This is a genomic window from Vibrio sp. GJ43-1, from assembly GCF_055808835.1.
On record NZ_CM147885.1, the window covers coordinates 1,395,081 to 1,414,578 of the forward strand.

Below are 19,498 nucleotides of genomic sequence, written 5' to 3' on the forward strand. Positions count from 1 at the left end.
AAACTTGCTTAGTGGGATTACGTCTAAAACATCCTCGAAGTCACAAACGTTTAACATGTGGACGTTGTCGCACGACTTTCTCGGTGTTTGGATAAGCAAAAACTTGCTCATGTGTCGTGGCTCATTTGAGCAATAATTTGCTCATTTTATCATTGTTTTCCAGTAATGTTGTTATGTATCAATTGGTTATATTTTGGCATCGCATTTGCTATAGAAGATTGATTGATAACAAGTACGTAACGCTAAATAACATGGAGTGTAACAATGAACAAAAATAGAGTAGCTAAAGCGTTAGTCATCGCCCTGACTTCTTTTGGACTGGTCACGAATGCCGCTATCGCACAAGAGCGAAGCTATATTTTGTCAACGGCGTCTACGGGGGGAACGTATTACCCCGTAGGTGTGGCGCTGGCCACGTTGAGCAAGGTCAAGCTAGCACCCAAATACCATTTTTCTCTATCGGCGATTAGTTCTGCGGGATCAGGCGAAAACGTCAAGCTTTTGAATGAGAATGAAGCTCAGTTTGCCATATTACAAGGTCTATACGGCGCGTGGGCGTGGTCTGGTGAAGGTCCATATGCAAAGAGTGGTCGTCAAGAGCAGTTACGCTCAGTGTCTATGCTGTGGCAAAACGTCGAGCACTTTATCGTTCGTACTGAGCTAGCGGAAACCGGTACCGTGTCTGACTTAAATAATCTGGTTGATAAGAAGTTCTCTATTGGTAAAAAGAATTCAGGAACTGAAAACTCGGGTCGACAAATTATGAAAGGGTTAAAGGTGGATCCTGACTCATTTAATCTTGCGTTTATGGGCTACGGCGGTAGCGCGAGTGCCCTACAAAATGGCACGATTGACGGGATGAACACACCAGCAGGGGTGCTTAGGTGGGCGCGGTCACTCAAGCATTTGCTGCCCTTGGTAATGATATTTCTATTTTGTCTTTTACCGATGAGCAAATTAAAGAGGCAAATGGGGGGTTCAACCTTTGGACTAAATACGATATTCCAGCCAATACCTATCCCGGTTTAGACAAACCAATTACGACGATCGCTCAGCCTAACTTTTTGGCAGTAAGAGACGACATTTCTGATGATGATGTTTATGAGCTAACCAAAGCTATCTATGAAAATTTGGCATTTTTGCAAGGTATTCATAAAGCGACAAAAGCCATGGCGCTTGAAAAAGCCATTGCTGGTTTACCGGTTCCACTTCACCCAGGCGCCGCTCGTTACTATAAAGAAGTGGGTTTAGAAATCCCATCTCACCTGATTGCTAAATAGTAAGTTAACAGCGTGCAAAATGCGCTGTTAGTTGGACGGAGCAATCATCGGCTACAGGCGTTTGGCCAGTAGTGTAGTTTCTTACCAGCTAATGGCGCGACAATGCCTTCGCGTTCGATGGAGGCATTCCTTAAATACGTCACTTTAAATATGTGGATAGTTAGGAACAGAAGCCAATAGGCTGGAGTATGTCATGAGCGACACCGTTCAAAAGGAATTGCAAAAATTTGAGTTGCCGACCCGCAGTGATTTTCCGTGGGTAACGACCACGATCACGGTGTTTGGTGTCGTGCTGTCTTTACTTCATATTTGGTTTAATACGCTATCAACGTTACCGGAGCTTTGGATTTCTGCCACGCACTTCGCTGGGTTCGCTGTGATATGCAGCCTTTGGTATCCTGCTCATGTATCACTGAAGTCCAGTAAAGCAGCGCTTGTGGTTGATGTCTTTATCGCGCTGGCTGCCATTGCATGTTTGTTGTATATCCCTTATGCCGAAGATGCACTTTACGAGCGTGGCGTTAAATTTGTCACCAGCGATTGGGTATTTGCCATTCTAGCGATTGTTATCGTAATTGAACTGATACGTCGGACGATGGGATGGTTTATTCCCATTCTCATTGTCGTTTGTCTAAGTTACGTTGTACTGTGGGGGCAATGGGCAAGCGGTATTTTTCATTTCCCCGGCTTGAGTATGGAAACCTTGTTATATCGGAGTTTCTATTCGTCTGAAGGAATGTTTGGCGCAATCTCGCGTATTAGCTGGACGTTCGTATTCATGTTTATTTTATTTGGGGCGTTTTTAGTTCGTTCTGGTGTGGGTGACTACATTATCAACGTCGCTCGTGCCGCCGCCGGAAAAATCATAGGTGGGCCTGGGTTTATAGCGGTGATTGGCTCAGGACTAATGGGTTCGGTTTCAGGGTCAAGTGTCGCTAACACGGTGTCGACGGGGGTAATTAGTATCCCGTTAATGCAAAAAGCGGGGTTTCCATCTCGATTTGCGGCCGGAGTAGAGGCCGCCGCATCGACTGGCGGACAACTGATGCCACTCGGTCATGGGGGCGGGTGCGTTTATTATGGCGTCTTATACTCAAATCCCTTACGTCGATATTATTGCCGTCTCTTTTGTTCCGGCGTTGATCTACTTTTTATCCGTTGCGTTCTTTGTTCGGATAGAAGCCAAACGTAGTGGCGTTCAAAAGATTACCACGAGCGAAGTGCCTTTATGGAAAGTGTTGATATCAGGCTGGCACAATCTGATTCCACTCGCCGTTCTGGTGACATTGCTGGTGCAAGGCTTTACACCAACCTATGCTGCGGGCATCTCAATTCTTTCCGTAGTCGTAGCGTCGTGGTTTTCTAAAGATCATAAAATGGGACCGAAAGCGATCGTCGAAGCGCTGTCACAAGGCGCTAAGAATATGGCGACCACGGCGATATTGCTGGTGGGTATCGGACTGGTAATCAATGTGATCAGTACCACTGGTATCGGCAATACTTTTTCTTTGATGATAGACGGTTGGGCCAGTGGTAATTTGTTGGTCATGCTGGTCTTGATAGCACTCGCGTCTTTAGTGCTTGGCATGGGGCTTCCCGTGACGGCAGCGTATATTGTGCTTGGTACCTTGTCTGCACCCGCGTTATATAAACTGATTGCAGAAAATCAATTGTTTGAACTGATGGTGTCGGGACAATTGCCCGAGCAAGCGAAGGCCATATTTATGTTGGCGGCGCCAGAGCGTTTACATTTACTCAATGCGCCGATGCCATTGGAAACGGCGAAAGAGTTGGTTGCGTTAGTTCCCGCAGATTTTGTGGAAACCTTATTAGAGCAAAGTATTGGAATGGAAGCGGTTGGGTTAGCATTACTTGCGGCGCATTTGATCATATTCTGGCTTTCTCAAGATAGCAATGTGACCCCGCCAGTGTGTTTGACCGCTTTTGCGGCTGCGACAATCGCGAAAACGCCCCCGATGCGAACGGGCTTAACCGCATGGAAAATTGCTAAAGGATTATATCTCGTTCCTTTACTTATCGCGTACACAGGTTTGGTTAGCTGGGATGTGATGTCGGTAGTGAGTGTTGGGTTCTTCGCCATCATAGGGACTTACGCGTTAATCGGTGCAATTGAAGGCTACCTCGAAGGCCCGTTAACGGTACTACTGAGAGTCGTACTTGTAGTGGTAGGTGTTTGCTTAGTTTGGCATGATCTTCCTATCCTCGTTCGTGTGATTGCATGCGGTGTATTTGCCTTGATTTTTATACACAGTAATCGCGTATTTAAAGCGGAGAAACGTAAAGCTCAAAGCCTTAAGTTTCCAGACACAAAAGCTCAAAACAGTAAAGCGCAACAAACGAAATCGGTATCAGCATCTTAAGGGGTAACATGGACACGGAATATGACTATGTGGTAGTGGGAGGTGGCATTGTTGGTGTGTCGACCGCTTGGCAGCTGCAGCTGCGATACCCTGAGAGTAAAATATTATTGTTAGAAAAAGAGACGGGGGTTGCTCAGCATCAAACGGGTCATAATAGTGGTGTGATTCATGCTGGCGTTTATTATGCACCGGGCAGTATGAAAGCCGATTTTTGTAAGCGCGGTGTCGAGCGAACGTTGGCATTTTGTCGTGCTCACGAGATACCAGTGGAAAATTGCGGTAAGTTGCTGGTTGCGACGAATGCCGTCGAGCAACAACGTATGATGGCGTTATATGAACGATGTCAGGTGAATGGTATCGAGGTCACCTTGCTAGACCAAGCGCAACTCAAGTTAGCTGAACCCAATATTATCGGACTAGGTGCAATTTACGTTGCCAGTACCAGTATTGTTGACTATCGCCTGGTGACAGAGCAGATGGCGTTGGAATTTGAGGCCAACGGCGGCATCATTCAACTTGAAACCAAGGTGACGGCGCTAATAGAGCACGACGACCAAATCATAATCGGCTGCGTTAAACACGATAAGGAAAAGGTTAAGGAATTGACGATTACTAGCCAGTTTTTGATCACTTGTAGTGGGTTGATGGCGGATAGAATGACGCAGTTGCTTGGAATCAAAACTGACTTTCAAATTATCCCTTATCGCGGTGAATACTATCGGTTAGATAGCCGTCATAATAGGGTGGTGAATCATCTTATTTATCCTATTCCAGACCCAGACTTACCGTTTTTGGGTGTGCACTTAACGCGAATGATTGATGGCTCTGTGACCGTAGGGCCAAATGCTGTACAAGGTTGGAAGCGCGAGGGTTACGGGGCGATTAACGTGAGTGTTCAGGACACTTGGCAAATGCTGACATTTCCAGGCTTTTGGAAGGTGACCCGAAAGCACATCAAAACAGGACTGACCGAACTCAAGAACTCGTGGTGGAAAGCGGGGTACTTGAAAGCGGTGAATAAATATTGCCCGAGCATTACCGTCGATGACCTTAAACCTTATCCAGCAGGTATTCGTGCCCAAGCGGTCTTATCTGACGGTACGCTAGTCCATGACTTTTTGTTTGCGGAAAGTGCGAGGAGCTTGCATGTTTGTAACGCACCATCCCCAGCCGCGACATCCGCTATTCCAATAGGAGAGTATATCTGTGACAAGGTCACAAATAAGCGTAATGATAGCGAGCTTTGAGACATGACTGTTATTCTGTCTGACATAAGCCATAAAGAATGAAGTGACATGTGAGCGGCTTGAGGTTTTGTGACCACAAGCCCTTTATGACTCTATACCCTCACTGTATCTATATACTCGCTGTACCTAACTCCTTGTCGTACCTATCTTCCTTGCCGTACCTAACTCCTTACAGTAACCATCCAGTCACGGTAGCGATTGGTATGAATTTTATCAGTTCGAGTGTTATTTGTGTTAAGTCTGAGGCTTAGCAGCAGCCACAGCTTGATAGCGACCAGGTTTGTGGTTCATGGCAAGAATAAGGTTTGTGGTAATTGCTCCCAAGATAGACAGTGCAATTAGTGACACGTCAACGATGAGGAAAGACAGAATCACGATGGAGCAATCGAGCGCCATTTGAACTTTACCTGCACGAATACCAAAGCGCTCTTGTAGAAACAATGCAAGAATATTGAATCCACCTAAGCTCATTTTGTGTCTGAAGATCACGAGCATGCCAATACCAATCAAACCACCACCGATAATGGCGGCATACAGAGGCTCAATATGACTGATTTGAATAACATGATGTAGATGGTCAACCGCAAATGAAACGATACTAACGGCGATAAACGTGTTAATGGTAAATGGCCAGCCCATTCGAGTTGCGGAGAGTAGGTAAAAAGGCAGGTTTAGTGCGAAAAATACCTGTCCAAACGTAAATGCTGATACTTTAGTAATGAAAATAGCCAGACCCGCAGTCCCACCGTGTGAGTAATCCGACGTGATTGAAAAAAATGACACCAAGTGAAACCAATGCACTACCGAGTAATAACGCTAGTAGGTTTTCTCTTAAGCTATGATCCTTGTCCATGTTAATGCATTCCTTTGTTGATTTGAGCTTATGTTAGCTTTTTGTGCGTTGGTTTGGCTGCAATAAGTAGCCAGTATATTGCGTGTCCAGCATGCTCCGATTGGTGGTTTCCTTGCCACTAGCACGGATATTATGTTTCCACGAAGATTGGGATAGTAGCCTTGCGTAGTAGATTTCGTCGAGGTTTTGCCGATAATTAGCATTGTGAGAAGTGTTGCGAAACCTTTACAGGTAAGTGATAGGAAGAACCAGGCTTTTAATCTATTGCGGTATAGATTGAATAAACGCGCAGTAGTAGCCACACTGTTTTAAAGTTGAATAAAAGGAACGGGATGAATTTTTTAGCGCACCTTCACATTGCCGATCACTGTCATAGTAGTTTGCTAGGAAACTTGTTAGGCGATTTCGTTAAAGGCGATCCAGCAAAAATCTATGGCGTGGAGTTAGCTCGTGGTATCCAACTACATCGCAGCGTGGACTCGTACACGGATAGTCATGACATTATTAAACAATGCAAAGCGCTATTTGCGCCAGAGAAGCGCCGCTTTGCCCCTATAGCGTTGGATATGTTTTGGGATCATTGTTTAGCGAAACACTGGCAGCATTATCATGCGTTGCCTTTACGGCATTTTGTTGATAATGCACATCGCGACGTTACCACACCGCAAGTCGTGGATGCTGCGCCATTGCCAGAACGCTTTCTACGCATGAGTGAATTTATGTGGCGTGATAGGTGGTTAGAGTCGTATCAAGAGCTGGGCAATATCCAGTACGCTTTGGAAAGAATGTCGCAACGCAGCCTAAGGATGGAACCTCTAGCCGAATGTGGCGTTGACTTAGAGCAGAACTACCAACGATTCTCGAGCTTGTTCACTGAACTCTATCCGCAAGTTCTTCTTCATGCGCGATATTTCTCACAAAACCAAGCTTAATGTCATAATTGAAAGTCATTGACGACGCTCTATAGCTCATGGTTTTTTATTGGTAAGACCTGTTGATATTTGGTTTTAACCATTAGTGCTGGATGGTTTTTTGTTTAATTATCATCCGATTTTGTCATGAAAAAGCCTGCCCAATCTGTTTTAGGTATGAGTTTGGGTTGGTTGCATTTATTGTGTGAATGGTTGTGTGGTGAATGCAGCCTACAAGCATTGTTTGCATTTGCATTAACAATCAAAATGTTGTGATATGATGGAAAAATTGCTTAATGATTCAATATAGATAGGTACAGAATGACAGCTTATTATGCCGAAATCACTGGTTGGGGTAAGTGCCTTCCACCAGCAACATTGACTAACCATGACCTAAGTACGGTAATGGAAACTTCTGATGAGTGGATTCGTTCTAGGACTGGGATAGAAACTCGCCGTATTAGCCACGTTAACACTTCAGATATGGCGACGGTTGCGGCGCAACATGCAATGGCATGCGCTGGTATTACGGCAGAAGACGTTGATCTGATTATTGTTGCTACTTGTTCACCAGACTCATTGATTCCAAATACCGCTTCTCGTGTACAACAGAATTTGGGCGTTCCTGCGGCGGCGGCGTTTGATCTAAACGCGGCATGTACGGGTTTTGTCTACGGCTTAGAAACCGCGACTAAATTGATTCAGTCGGGTAACTACCGTAATGCGATTGTTATTGGCGCTGAGCGTTTGTCTTTCTTCCTTGATTGGAGTGAAAGAGATACGGCGGTATTGTTTGGCGATGGCGCAGGGGCAGCGGTATTAAGCCGCACAGAAAGCAAAGTGGGCTTGCAAGACGCTCAGATTGGCTGTGACGCGAAAGGACGAGACATTCTAGCGGTGCCAAAATTTGGTACGTCAATGGATCGTTTCGCGGCGGATAACGGTTACTTTGAATTTGAATTCATTGGTAAAGAGATCTTTAAGCGTGCAGTAAAAGGTATGGGCGCTGCTGCGAATACCGTATTGTCTCGCTCAAATTTGACCAAAGAAGACATTGATGTGGTGATCCCTCATCAAGCAAACATTCGTATTATTCAAACCTTGTGCGACCTGTCGGGCATTGAACGTGAAAAAGCGTTTGTGAACATTCAGAAGTATGGCAACACGTCAGCGGCGACAGTACCTATCGCGTTGTGTGAGGCGGTAGAGCAAGGGAAGATAAAACCCAATGATAACCTTCTTTTAGCGGCATTTGGTGCTGGACTGACTTGGGGAGCAGGGTACATAAAATGGGGTGAGCGTGTTACACCGATTAACAGTAGTGATGCGCAGCTACCAGCGTGTGAAAAATCTGCATTGGAACTGATGGCTACCGCCATTGAACATTGCCAGAACAAGCCTGCAAAATAATTAGCACTGTGCTCAATACACAAAAAAGGAAGCCTAGGCTTCCTTTTGTTTTTTGGGTTATTGAGTTGTTGTAATTAGTCGATATCTATACCTGGTCATTTTGTATCATGAGCCGTGATAAGCCAACGTATCACGGTATCCCGTTAAATTGACGCAAACTTATAAGTACGGTAACCACCAATAAGGTTACGCGCTTTAAAGCCACTGTTAACCAGTTGGCGATAGGCGACGTTACCGCGTAACCCAACTTGGCAGTAAATGATGATCTCTTTGTCTTTCGGTAGCTCATCCATACGTTGACGAAGTTGATCGACGGGAATATTGATTGCACCAGCGATAAAGCCGACATTTTCGAGCTCACCAGGGTTACGAACATCCAACAATATTTGATCGCTTGTCAAGTTATCTACCTCATCAAAGTGAATCGGAGTTGAATCACCCTTAAGTATATTGTTGGCAACAAACGCAGCTTGGTTAATGACATCTTTTGCACTGCCATATGGAGGAGCATAAGTTAGCTCAAGGTGCTGGAGTTGTTCTATTGTCATTCCCGCACGCTGCGCAACGGCAAGAACATCAATTCGCTTGTCCACGCCATCTTTACCTGTGGCTTGAGCCCCAAGAATTTTGCCTGTTTCCGGGCTAAAGAGCAGTTTTAGCGACACAATTTCAGAACCAGGGTAATAGCTGGCGTGACTGGCTGTATGAACGTACACTTTTTCATAGCGAATGCCTTCACGTTTTAGTACTTTTTCATTTTTGCCTACCGACGCAACAGCTAAGTCGAAGATCTTAACGATGGCGGTACCTTGTGTACCCTGATAGGTTTCACTACGCCCAAGCATGTTGTCTGCCGCCATACGGCCTTGACGATTTGCAGGTCCAGCGAGTGGAACAAAGCCTGGCTTGCCAGTAACAAAGTCTTTGTCTTCGACCGCGTCACCGACGGCATAGATTGCAGGGTCACTGGTTTGCATGGCGTCATTAGTGTAAATACCACCAAATGCGCCCAATTGTAATCCGGCTTCTTTTGCTAGGCTTGATTCTGGACGCACGCCAATGGACATGATCAGAATGTCGGTGTTGAGTTGTTCACCGTTATTAAGGGTGAGCTGTAAACTACCTTGTAAATGTTGGTGTTCAGTTGCTTCGCCTGCATCCTTACTGGCCACTTGAACATTATTGGTATAGTGGACAGACTCAAGCGCAACCCCCAATCGAAGATCAACATCGTGCGCCCTGATTTCCGCATGTGCAAAGCCCGCCATTTCCTTATCGACAGGTGTCATGACTTGATCTGCCATTTCAATGAGGGTGGTTTTAATACCAAGCTGGTGGAACGCTTCCATCATTTCTAAGCCGATAAAACCGCCGCCTACGACAGTGGCATGCTCGGGTTTATTCATTTGGATAGTTTGCAGAATGCGATCCATATCCGGGATGTTACGCAGAGTATGCGTAAGGGGGTTAGCAATACCGTTGATAGGTGGAACGAAAGGGGCCGCTCCGGGACTCAGTAAGAGAAAGTCGTACGATTCAGTATATTGACTGCCATCGACTAAATTTTTGACCGTAACAGTTTTATCGCTGCGGTTGATTGACGTGACTTCATTCATGACACGAACGTCGACGTTAAAGCGAGCTAGAAAGCTATCAGGAGTCTGTAATAACAGCTTGCTTCGATCCTGAATGTCGCCGCCTACATGGTAAGGTAATCCACAGTTCGCAAAAGAAACAAAAGGTCCACGTTCGAACATCACGATCTTAGCATCTTCACTTAAACGTCTCGCTCGTGCCGCGGCAGATGCGCCTCCAGCAACACCACCTACGATTACTATCTTAGTCATACAATACCTCTGTTCATTTTATTTAAAGCTAATCGTGCTAAATAGACGATCTTGCCGTCAATTCATTTCAGTTTCGATTACTATAACGCGTTAAATTAGCACTGTCTAATGTAATTTAATCTAAATTCAATTATTCTAATTAAGGTTTGACTAAAGTATGTGATGCGTAGATAATCAACCAAAACCATGACACACAGAGGTAACAACGTGGATTTATTGCATATGAAAGATCGCGTAACGGATGTCGCAGAGGTATTAAAAACGTTATCGCATCCAGACCGTTTGTTTGTGTTGTGCCAGTTAGTGGATGGAGAGCAGGGGGCTGGTCAATTACAAGCTAACTCAAACCTCAGTCAATCAGCGTTTTCACAACATTTGACTGTGTTAAAGAAGGCGGACTTAGTCTCTTCAAGAAAGGAATCACAACATGTTTACTACGCACTCAAAGATGAGCGTGTTGTGGGACTTATTAAACAGTTGCATACGTTATATTGCCACTAGTTACAGGACATTGAAGTTGATTTAACTTGCAGAATTTTTGATGAATTTTGCAACTTAAATCATTTTTTATGTTTAAAGAGGTCATTATGGAGTTTACCTTCCCTTGGGCATCGATGCTCGGTGGTATGTTACTTGGGCTATCCGCCGCATTGTTATTATTTTTCAACGGCAAGATTGCTGGAATAAGTGGCATTGTTGCCCGAATTCATCAAGTTAAATCGGGCGATACTAGTTGGCGTATCTTGTTTGTGTTAGGCATGGTGGTTGGAGGTGTTCTATCAGCAAAACTGTTGAATGTTGCGCCTGCTGAGATGGTTGTGTCTACGCCATTAGTTTTAGTCGCTGGCTTGCTCGTCGGTTTGGGAACTAGGTTGGGTAATGGCTGCACCAGTGGGCATGGCATTTGCGGAATGGGCCGTTTATCAAAGCGTTCTATTGTCGCGACAATGACCTTTATGGCCGTTGCAATGGCAACGACTAGCGTTATGTTACACGTACTATAGGAGGCAATGATGCAACGTATTATCTCACTTATTAGTGGTTTTTTGTTCGGTATCGGCATGATTGTCTCTGGTATGAGCGATCCTCAAAATGTGATGGCTTTTCTGGATATATTTGGTCACTGGTCTCCTGACCTCGCTTTTGTGATGGGCGGCGCATTGATGGTGTTTGCACCAAGCTATTGGCTGATTATTCGTAAGAAGGAGAAGCCAGTGTGTACTGATCAATTCTGCGTTTCAGATGATAAGAAGATCGATGCTCAATTGTTAACTGGGTCTGCTTTGTTCGGCCTCGGCTGGGGTATCGCGGGCATTTGTCCTGGACCTGCTATCTCGTCAATCGCCAATGGAAGCACGGGCATTGTTGGCTTTGTGGTTATGATGCTCGTCGGAATGTTTATTGGCGATGTTTTGTTGTCTAAACGCACTGGTTCAGTATTAGCGAAGCAATAATCTACATGCTTTGATGGTTACTTGAACGTAACAGCACCGATAGAAAGGCTTGGTTTGATGACCGAGCCTTTTTTTTGCCTGAGCACGGGTCAACATTTCACCCAATAAGTGAGTAGTAGTTATATTTTAGCATTAACTAATGTTAATATTAGACATTGCTAAAGAATGGATATATATTAGCAGTGTCTAATTAAAGTAAAAGAGGTGAACATGAAAGTGGGTTTTCTTAAATGGGCGGTATTGGGCAGTACGATGGTCAGTACAATCTCGTGCGCTTTCGAAACCACCGTTGTTGATCAGCAGGTTGTCGATGTTGTAGTTGAATTAGACGGAACAGTTGAAGCGGTTAACCGAGGTACATTATCAGCGCAAACTTCAGGGCGTATTGTGGCAGTTAATGCCGATGTTAATGACTTGGTTAGCCAAGGGGACGTATTGCTAGAAATTAGTGCAGAGCAGCAGTCGGCCTCACTTGATGCTGCGCTAGCACAACTCAATAGCGCGAATGCTCAGAAGACGAAAGCAATGGCGCAGGTAAAACGCTATCGTGAGTTATTCCCCAAAGGTGCGATTTCCAAAGAGCGACTCGATACTGCGGAAGCGGCTGCGCGATCATCGCTCGCCGACGTAAAACAAGCAACCGCTGCGGTGACGCAGGCGAAGGAGTCGTTAGGGTATACCAGCATTACTGCGCCTTATACCGGTATTGTGACTAAGCGCCATGTAGAACTTGGTGAAACCGTTGCGCCGGGCAGCCAGTTAATCACTGGGTTTTCTTTATCCCCCTTACGAGTGGTTACTGAGATTCCGCAACGTTATCGCAATGATGTTAACGATGCAGAGCAATTTACAGTGATTACACAAATGGGGGAGACTTTAAACCCCTATGACGCAAAACTGTTCAATTATGCTCACCACCAATCTCGTACTTTTCGTCTTCGTCTCGAGCTTTTAGAACAACCAGAAAAACTTTTCCCTGGTGAATGGGTCAACATCATGTTTCATTATGATGACCAGCCGATGCTGTTGGTCCCACAGAGTTCGGTCATTCAACGTGGAGAACTCAGTATGGTTTACCGAGTGAACGGTGAGCAAGTCACTATGAACCCAATACGAGTAGGGCAAGAACATAGCGATCAACTGGAAGTATTGAGCGGCCTTGAAGCGGGTGATGAAATTATCTCTGATGTTGTGTCATATCTAACAGAGAAGTAGGAGCCTATGATGAATAATAACAAAATGAGCTCTAGAAAAATGGGGATCTCTGGTCGTATTGCTGCCGTATTTCAAGCGTCGCCAATGACGCCGTTATTGGCGTTAGTCGCGCTATTACTTGGCTTAATGGCGATAACGGTGACACCGAAGGAAGAGGAGCCTCAAATTGACGTCACCTTTGCTGATATATATATTCCCTTCCCCGGCGCCTCCCCAGGCGAAGTAGAAAGTTTAGTGACAAACCCCATAGAACAAATCGTGTCAGAAATTAACGGGATAGACAAAATTTACTCTTTCTCGCAGCATGGTGGGGCGATGATTGTGGCTATTTTTGAGGTAGGCATTCCTCGCAACGAGGCGGTGGTTAAAATCTACAATAAGCTTTATTCCAATAATGACTGGATGCCACCAAATATGGGCGTGGGAACGCCGCTAATTAAGCCACGTGGTATCGAAGATGTGCCGATTGTTACTGTGACATTGTCAGGCAAGCACGATCAGGTGTCGTTGCAAGCCTTAACCAGTTTGGCTTCCGGTCTAGAAACAGAACTGAAGCGAATTAAAGGGACAAGAGATATCTATACAGTAGGCCGCCAACCCACGATCGTGGATGTTAGACTGGATCCAGCGAAAATGTCTGGTTACGGCGTCACTATTGATGCGTTAAATAGAATTTTGCCGGATGCTAACGCCACGTCGGCGTTGCTTAGCCTAACGCAAGATAATCAGTCAATTCCTTTGCAGGTCGGAGAGTTCCTAACCAAAACTGACGAGGTGAAACAGTTGGTGGTGGGGCTTCATGATGGTCAACCTGTTTATTTATCCGATATTGCGCAAGTCGAGTTAGGCGCGGACACTCCAACGCAAGTGGTATGGACAGGCGATAAAAATCAACTGAAGTCAGCGGTTACCATAGCAATTGCCAAAAAAAGTGGTGAAAACGCGGTCGATGTTGCTAGAGCGGTTGAACAGCGTCTGACTGAGTTACAAAGCACGCTGATCCCTCACAACGTGCAAGTTGATATTAGCCGTGATTATGGAAAGACTGCTGCCAACAAAGCCAACACTTTAATTGGTAAGCTTGCTTTCGCCACGGGAGCCGTGGTGCTACTCGTGTTGTTTACCATGGGGGTACGTGAAGCGGCTGTTGTTGGCGTCGCGGTAATCGTAACCTTATTGCTGACGTTGTTTGCATCGTGGGCCTGGGGCTTTACTTTGAATAGGGTCTCTTTGTTTGCGTTGATTTTCTCCATCGGAATATTGGTCGACGACGCTATTGTAGTAGTAGAGAATATTCATCGACATATGGTGAAAGGGAAACAAAACCTAACAGAGCTGATTCCTGGCGCTGTTGACGAGGTGGGTGGACCGACGATACTGGCAACCCTCACCGTGATCGCTGCATTACTACCCATGGCGTTTGTTTCCGGATTAATGGGGCCATACATGAGCCCAATACCAATCAATGCGTCAATGGGAATGTTAATTTCACTGGTTATTGCCTTTGTACTGACGCCGTGGCTTGCACGCGTTTTGTTAAAAGAAAGCAATGAGTCGAGTAAGTCGGTTAATGGTAAGCAAGCTGATTTCTTTAATAAAATACTATCTCCGTTTGTCACAAGCGGTATGCAAAAACGCAATCGTGCTTTGTTGGGAGCTGGAGTGTTGGTGGCGATTGCTGTGTCATTGTGGCTACCGGTGCAACAGTTGGTCGTAATGAAAATGCTACCGTTTGACAATAAGTCTGAGTTTCAAGTGATTCTGGATATGCCAGAAGGTAACGCCTTGGAGCGAACACAAAGAGTATTGTTTGAATTGAGTGATGCGCTTAATGACGTTGAGGAGGTAAAGGATTACCAAATTTACGCGGGCACTGCGGCGCCAATTAATTTTAATGGTTTAGTACGACATTATTTTATGCGACAGGCACCAGATAAAGGTGATATTCAGGTTAATTTGGTCGATAAGTCTGAGCGAACGCGTTCTAGTCACGAGATCGCAGCCCAGATACGACCGATTTTAGTGGATATCGCAAATGGATTTGGTGGGAAAGTCAAAGTCGTCGAAGTGCCACCAGGACCACCCGTTTGGTCTCCGATAGTGGCGGAAGTTTATGGACCAACGCAAGAGGTACGTGAACAAGCGGCGCTGACATTACGTGAAATATTCAAAGAGACCCCAGACATTGTTGATGTTGATCTTTACCTACCAGAGTCACATCAAAAATGGCAAGTGGTTATAGATAGAAGCAAAGTATCTCGGTTGGGGGTTTCTTATTCATCAGTCGTAGATACATTGGCGACGGCAGTAGGCGGTAAGCCCGTTAGCTATTTGCACAGTGAGCAAAGCAAAACGCCAATACCTATTCAGATTCAAGCAAAGGAGAGTGCTAAGGTTCGTTTAGAACAGGTGATGAACATGAAAATAAGTAGTGTGAATGGTTCACCGTATTTACTCGCCGATCTGATTAGAATCAGTGAAACGCCAATGGATAATTATATCGTACACAAAAATCTTGTCCCTATGATCATGGTTGTAGGTGATATGACTGGTGAGCTGGATAGCCCTTTGTATGGGATGGCGGATATTGCCACTACCATGGCTGATAAGGGACTAGACGCGAAACAGTCCTATATTAATCAACCTTCTGGGTTACAAGGTGTGGAGATATTTTGGGATGGTGAATGGACTATTACGTACGAGACATTTCGTGATATGGGCATTGCCTATGCAGTTGGAATGGTACTTATCTACCTATTAGTTGTTGCGCAGTTCAAATCGTACGTCGTGCCGCTGATCATTATGGCTCCGATTCCTTTGACCATAATTGGAGTAATGCCGGGGCACGCTTTGTTGGGTGCGCAATTCACCGCGACGTCTATGATAGGTATGATTGCACTTGCAGGCATCATTGTTCGTAATTCAATACTACTTGTCGACTTTATTAACCACCAATTACGTAATGGTATGGCTTTGGGCGAGGCGGTGATTGAGTCCGCGATAGTCCGAGCGAAACCCATTATGCTGACGGCATTAGCCGCGATGATAGGGGCTGTGTTCATTCTCGATGATCCTATTTTTAATGGGTTAGCAATCAGCCTAATCTTCGGGATTTTTGTTTCAACACTTTTAACCTTATTGATTATTCCAGTTCTTTATTATGTTGCGTTAAAGCGTGGTGTTATTCAGGTTGACAGTCACTAATGGTGTGCTCAGCCATGACTCGTAGCGTCACACAGTAAACGTTTGCAAAGAAGAATGAGACTAAGGAAAGTATAAAAGGAGAGCGTCATGAAAGTTGAAGATGGTATTCGAGTGTTAGCGGGTTCGATGGTTTTAGTGTCTGTGTTACTAACGGTATTTGCGAGTCACCACTTTGTTTGGTTTACCGTATTTATTGGACTAAACCTAATTCAAAGTGGTTTTACGGGGTTCTGCCCACCCAGAAAGCTACTGCTAAAGTTGGGTTTTAAACACTCGCTATAGATATCAGTGTGGCGGCTAATACAGCGTCACGCTAATAGGGCAATGGTCGCTCATGTTAAAAGACAGCACGTCTTTGGTCTCCATGGTATTTTGAATTGCTGGGGACGTACGCAGCGATGGACTTACGATGATATGGTCGATCAGTGATCGGAACTGATGGGTACGATTGGGGTTTCTATTAGATCGTACCTTACAACTTGCTTTAGTGGATTGGCTCGTTAATCTTGGGCTGTAAGTGAGACCATTGGTCATTTGAGTCCACAACCAATCTCCGCGATAAGCCAGATTATGGTTGAAGTCGCCTAGTAAAATGTAGTGCTGTCCTCGTTGCTCTACTTGCTTAAGCCAGCTGTTGATAGCTTTGCCCTGACGTTTGAGCTGTTTACATGACGATGTTGAGGAGTATTTTCCACTGCACCCCGCCTTAAGATGTACAGAAAGTAGCTGAATTTTTTTACCTTTATGGGTTAGTGTCACCGCAGATGCAAATCGTAGTCGATTTCCTTGGGTAAGAGGAAAATCAGGGAGATCGTTGACTTGTAATGTGTCGCGTATGGCAAAGCCAGTGTACTGGTTGATCTCATTAAACTGGTGTTTATGGTTATGGGAAAGTGCTCGGTCAGAAAAGTAGATGGTGTACTCGTCTCCCACCACTTTTTGAATGGCGGCGATGGAGTCTACCTCTTGGAATGCTAGAACGTCGGGTGACACTTGTTTTAAATGGCGCGAGAGTGCTTGAAAATCGGTATCGGTTCGCTTGCTCTGTTCAAACCGATTGGAAGGAGTAAGAGATAGCCACTCTATATTCCAACTTGTTACCGTTAATGCATACGTGATTGTAGGAAAAATACTTATAGCCATTATGCAAGTAAATTTCATTATTTCATAACAGATCGTTCTAAACATCGCCCTTGCCAATTCTAAATATTCGTCCAGCCAATGTGCCGCAAGCGATGCCAAAAGATCAACATAAAGTTGGCAAAAATTAATGAAAACTGTCTGCAATTTATTAACTGGGATCAAGTTCAGTAAGATTGAATTCTTCTTGCTCACTACCTCATATTGGTTGATCTAGATCAATACTTTTAGTTGGCGCTTCTCGTTAAATACACCACAATATATTGTGTCAGAATCAATCGTAACACCCCCATATAGTGTATTTGTGGATAAGTCTGTGAATATTGAGGGGATAGGAGAAAGGGTGAAAACAATCGTAATCAAAAGAGACGGCTCTCGTGCTCCGTTTACAAAGGATCGTATAGAAGCTGCCGTAGTAAGAGCAGCAGAACATGCAGACAAAGCGCTCGAGCTTTATGCGGCTAATGTCGCGATAGCAGTGGAGCTTAAACTGCAGGATTGCGAAAATGTAGACATCCAAGAGATCCAGACTCTCGTCGAGAACGAATTGATGCAAGGTCCATACAAAGGACTGGCTCGTTCGTATATCGAATATCGTCACGACCGTGATTTAGCGCGCGAGAAGAAAAGTGCGCTGACCAAAGAGATTGAAGGTCTGATTGAAGAAAGCAATGCCGACTTATTAAACGAAAATGCGAATAAAGACGGCAAGGTTATTCCAACTCAACGTGACTTGTTAGCGGGTATTGTCGCGAAACACTACGCGAAAACACGTATTTTGTCACGTGATATTGTACAAGCGCATGATGAAGGTGATATTCATTATCACGATCTCGATTATGCCCCGTTTTTCCCGATGTTTAACTGTATGCTGATTGACCTGAAAGGCATGCTGACTCATGGGTTTAAAATGGGCAACGCTGAGATCGATACCCCTAAATCTATTTCTACAGCGACGGCGGTTACGGCTCAAATCATAGCGCAAGTGGCAAGCCATATTTATGGCGGCACCACCATCAACCGCATTGATGAAGTGCTTGCTCCGTATGTAAAGACCAGTTACGACAAACACCTTGAGATTGCTAAAGAGTGGGATATTCATGCGCCTGAAGAGTTTGCGATCAAGCAAACTGAAAAAGAGTGTTACGACGCTTTTCAATCTTTAGAATATGAAGTAAATACGTTACATACTGCAAATGGTCAAACTCCTTTTGTTACGTTTGGTTTTGGTCTTGGCACGAGCTGGGAATCAAAATTGATCCAACAGTCTATTTTGAAGAACCGTATTGCTGGTCTGGGTAAGAATCGTAAAACGGCGGTGTTCCCTAAATTGGTATTCGCGATTAAAGATGGCTTGAATCATCAATCTCAAGACCCACACTACGATGTTAAACAGCTAGCATTGGAATGCGCGTCAAAACGTATGTACCCAGATATTCTTAACTACGACAAAGTTGTAGAAGTCACGGGGTCATTTAAAACGCCGATGGGTTGTCGTAGCTTCTTAAATACCTATGAAGAGAACGGTGAACTGCAGCATGAAGGTCGTAATAACCTAGGTGTTGTTAGCTTGAACTTGCCTCGTATCGCCATTAAAGCAAACGGGTGTATTGATAAGTTTTATGAGTTACTTAATGATCGAATGACATTGGCTCGTCGTGCTTTAGAAACGCGTATTAGTCGTCTTGAAAAAGTGAAAGCTCGTGTGGCACCTATCCTATATATGGAAGGGGCATGTGGTGTTCGCTTGAAAGCGGATGATTCCATTGCGCCGATCTTTAAAAATGGTAGAGCATCTATTTCATTAGGTTATATCGGTATTCATGAAACGATGACAGCGTTGTTTGGTACTGAAGTGCATATGTTTGATGACAATGACATCCGTGATAAAGCGCTTGATATCATTAAACACATGAAAGAAACCGTAAAATCTTGGGCAGAAGAAACAGGTTACGCATTTAGCCTTTACGGAACGCCAAGTGAAAACCTATGTAGCAGATTCTGCCAGATTGATACTAAAGAATTTGGTGTGATTGAAGGGGTTACTGACAAAGGTTATTACACCAACAGTTTCCACTTAGACGTACAAAAGACGGTCAACCCATACGACAAAATTGACTTTGAGATGCCATATCCAGAAATATCGTCAGGTGGTTTTATTTGTTACGGCGAGTTCCCGAACATGCAGCGCAACATCGAAGCGTTAGAAAACGTTTGGGATTACAGCTATAGTCGAGTGCCTTACTACGGTACAAATACGCCAATTGATGAGTGTTACGAATGTGGCTACACTTAGGTGAGTTTGATTGTGCGAGTAAAGGCTTTACTTGCCCTAAGTGTGGTAACCACGATTCATCGAAAGTATCCGTGACTCGCCGTGTTTGCGGTTATTTAGGTAGCCCGGATGCTCGCCCTTTCAACTTCGGAAAGCAAGAAGAAGTGAAACGACGCGTTAAACACTTGTAGTAAAGCCAGCTAGCAGCGTTGAGCGCAGTGTCTGTTGTGATACTGCGTCTAACCTAACGAGAGGGTAATGACTTCTTGTTAAAGGTTAAC

The 19,498-nt window shown here is 44.7% G+C and carries 11 protein-coding genes and 4 pseudogenes; 12 read left to right on the forward strand and 3 right to left on the reverse strand.

The features are described from left to right. Nucleotides 1-264: 264 nt before the first annotated feature. From AC0L66_RS23660 to lhgO, 3 genes and pseudogenes are all read left to right on the forward strand, one after another. Nucleotides 265-1,280: pseudogene (locus tag AC0L66_RS23660) on the forward strand (TAXI family TRAP transporter solute-binding subunit). 193 nt (nucleotides 1,281-1,473) lie between these two features. Next, nucleotides 1,474-3,661, forward strand: a pseudogene (locus tag AC0L66_RS23665) (TRAP transporter permease). Nucleotides 3,662-3,669: 8 nt separating this feature from the next. Then, a complete protein-coding gene (lhgO, locus tag AC0L66_RS23670; protein WP_473569704.1) occupies nucleotides 3,670-4,908 on the forward strand; it encodes an L-2-hydroxyglutarate oxidase in 1,239 nt (412 codons plus the stop codon). Between the two features lie 234 nt (nucleotides 4,909-5,142). Here lhgO and AC0L66_RS23675 read toward each other — a convergent pair. Beyond that, nucleotides 5,143-5,761 (reverse strand): annotated as a pseudogene (locus tag AC0L66_RS23675) (DUF6198 family protein). Between the two features lie 332 nt (nucleotides 5,762-6,093). On the opposite strand from AC0L66_RS23675, the gene AC0L66_RS23680 reads away from it, so the two are divergent. Together AC0L66_RS23680 and AC0L66_RS23685 are read left to right on the forward strand one after the other, a co-directional pair. Beyond that, entirely contained in the window at nucleotides 6,094-6,693 is a 600-nt protein-coding gene (locus AC0L66_RS23680) for an acyl carrier protein phosphodiesterase (protein WP_265674436.1), read from the forward strand. A gap of 300 nt (nucleotides 6,694-6,993) precedes the next feature. Beyond that, nucleotides 6,994-8,082, forward strand: a complete 1,089-nt coding sequence (locus AC0L66_RS23685) for a ketoacyl-ACP synthase III (RefSeq protein ID WP_265674435.1) — start codon at nucleotides 6,994-6,996, stop codon at nucleotides 8,080-8,082. 143 nt (nucleotides 8,083-8,225) lie between these two features. Here the strand turns inward: AC0L66_RS23685 and AC0L66_RS23690 are convergent, their stop codons facing one another. Beyond that, nucleotides 8,226-9,929, reverse strand: coding sequence for an FAD-dependent oxidoreductase (locus tag AC0L66_RS23690; protein WP_473569706.1), 1,704 nt, complete (start codon nucleotides 9,927-9,929; stop codon nucleotides 8,226-8,228). A gap of 186 nt (nucleotides 9,930-10,115) precedes the next feature. On the opposite strand from AC0L66_RS23690, the gene AC0L66_RS23695 reads away from it, so the two are divergent. The 6 genes from AC0L66_RS23695 (at nucleotide 10,116) to AC0L66_RS23720 (ending at nucleotide 16,084) form a co-directional block, all read left to right on the forward strand. Then, nucleotides 10,116-10,430 (forward strand): ArsR/SmtB family transcription factor, encoded by a 315-nt coding sequence (locus AC0L66_RS23695; protein ID WP_390902908.1) that lies wholly within the window; start codon nucleotides 10,116-10,118, stop codon nucleotides 10,428-10,430. 86 nt (nucleotides 10,431-10,516) lie between these two features. Next, nucleotides 10,517-10,933: a YeeE/YedE family protein gene (locus tag AC0L66_RS23700; RefSeq protein ID WP_473569708.1), complete on the forward strand. Its 417-nt coding sequence runs from the start codon at nucleotides 10,517-10,519 to the stop codon at nucleotides 10,931-10,933. A gap of 6 nt (nucleotides 10,934-10,939) precedes the next feature. After that, entirely contained in the window at nucleotides 10,940-11,383 is a 444-nt protein-coding gene (locus tag AC0L66_RS23705; protein WP_265674432.1) for a YeeE/YedE family protein, read from the forward strand. 210 nt (nucleotides 11,384-11,593) lie between these two features. Beyond that, entirely contained in the window at nucleotides 11,594-12,598 is a 1,005-nt protein-coding gene (locus tag AC0L66_RS23710; RefSeq protein ID WP_473569710.1) for an efflux RND transporter periplasmic adaptor subunit, read from the forward strand. A gap of 9 nt (nucleotides 12,599-12,607) precedes the next feature. Further along, nucleotides 12,608-15,802: an efflux RND transporter permease subunit gene (locus AC0L66_RS23715; protein ID WP_473570878.1), complete on the forward strand. Its 3,195-nt coding sequence runs from the start codon at nucleotides 12,608-12,610 to the stop codon at nucleotides 15,800-15,802. A gap of 87 nt (nucleotides 15,803-15,889) precedes the next feature. After that, on the forward strand, nucleotides 15,890-16,084 hold the full coding sequence (locus tag AC0L66_RS23720) for a YgaP family membrane protein (RefSeq protein WP_265674430.1): 195 nt from the start codon (nucleotides 15,890-15,892) through the stop codon (nucleotides 16,082-16,084). A 15-nt stretch (nucleotides 16,085-16,099) separates the two neighbouring features. Here AC0L66_RS23720 and AC0L66_RS23725 read toward each other — a convergent pair whose 3' ends face one another. Next, nucleotides 16,100-16,963 (reverse strand): endonuclease/exonuclease/phosphatase family protein, encoded by an 864-nt coding sequence (locus AC0L66_RS23725; RefSeq protein ID WP_265674429.1) that lies wholly within the window; start codon nucleotides 16,961-16,963, stop codon nucleotides 16,100-16,102. Nucleotides 16,964-17,285: 322 nt separating this feature from the next. Here AC0L66_RS23725 and nrdD point away from each other — a divergent pair. Continuing rightward, nucleotides 17,286-19,408: pseudogene (gene nrdD / locus AC0L66_RS23730) on the forward strand (anaerobic ribonucleoside-triphosphate reductase). Nucleotides 19,409-19,498: the final 90 nt, after the last annotated feature.

Excerpts from the sequence above, each read along its gene's own strand:
- AC0L66_RS23690 (WP_473569706.1), bottom strand. The coding sequence starts at position 9,929 with ATGACTAAGATAGTAATCGTAGGTGGTGTTGCTGGAGGCGCATCTGCC.
- AC0L66_RS23685 (WP_265674435.1), top strand. The coding sequence starts at position 6,994 with ATGACAGCTTATTATGCCGAAATCACTGGTTGGGGTAAGTGCCTTCCA.
- lhgO (WP_473569704.1), top strand. The coding sequence starts at position 3,670 with ATGGACACGGAATATGACTATGTGGTAGTGGGAGGTGGCATTGTTGGT.
- AC0L66_RS23700 (WP_473569708.1), top strand. The coding sequence starts at position 10,517 with ATGGAGTTTACCTTCCCTTGGGCATCGATGCTCGGTGGTATGTTACTT.
- AC0L66_RS23705 (WP_265674432.1), top strand. The coding sequence starts at position 10,940 with ATGATGCAACGTATTATCTCACTTATTAGTGGTTTTTTGTTCGGTATC.
- AC0L66_RS23695 (WP_390902908.1), top strand. The coding sequence starts at position 10,116 with ATGACACACAGAGGTAACAACGTGGATTTATTGCATATGAAAGATCGC.
- AC0L66_RS23680 (WP_265674436.1), top strand. The coding sequence starts at position 6,094 with ATGAATTTTTTAGCGCACCTTCACATTGCCGATCACTGTCATAGTAGT.
- AC0L66_RS23715 (WP_473570878.1), top strand. The coding sequence starts at position 12,608 with ATGAATAATAACAAAATGAGCTCTAGAAAAATGGGGATCTCTGGTCGT.
- AC0L66_RS23720 (WP_265674430.1), top strand. The coding sequence starts at position 15,890 with ATGAAAGTTGAAGATGGTATTCGAGTGTTAGCGGGTTCGATGGTTTTA.
- AC0L66_RS23725 (WP_265674429.1), bottom strand. The coding sequence starts at position 16,963 with ATGAAATTTACTTGCATAATGGCTATAAGTATTTTTCCTACAATCACG.
- AC0L66_RS23710 (WP_473569710.1), top strand. The coding sequence starts at position 11,594 with ATGAAAGTGGGTTTTCTTAAATGGGCGGTATTGGGCAGTACGATGGTC.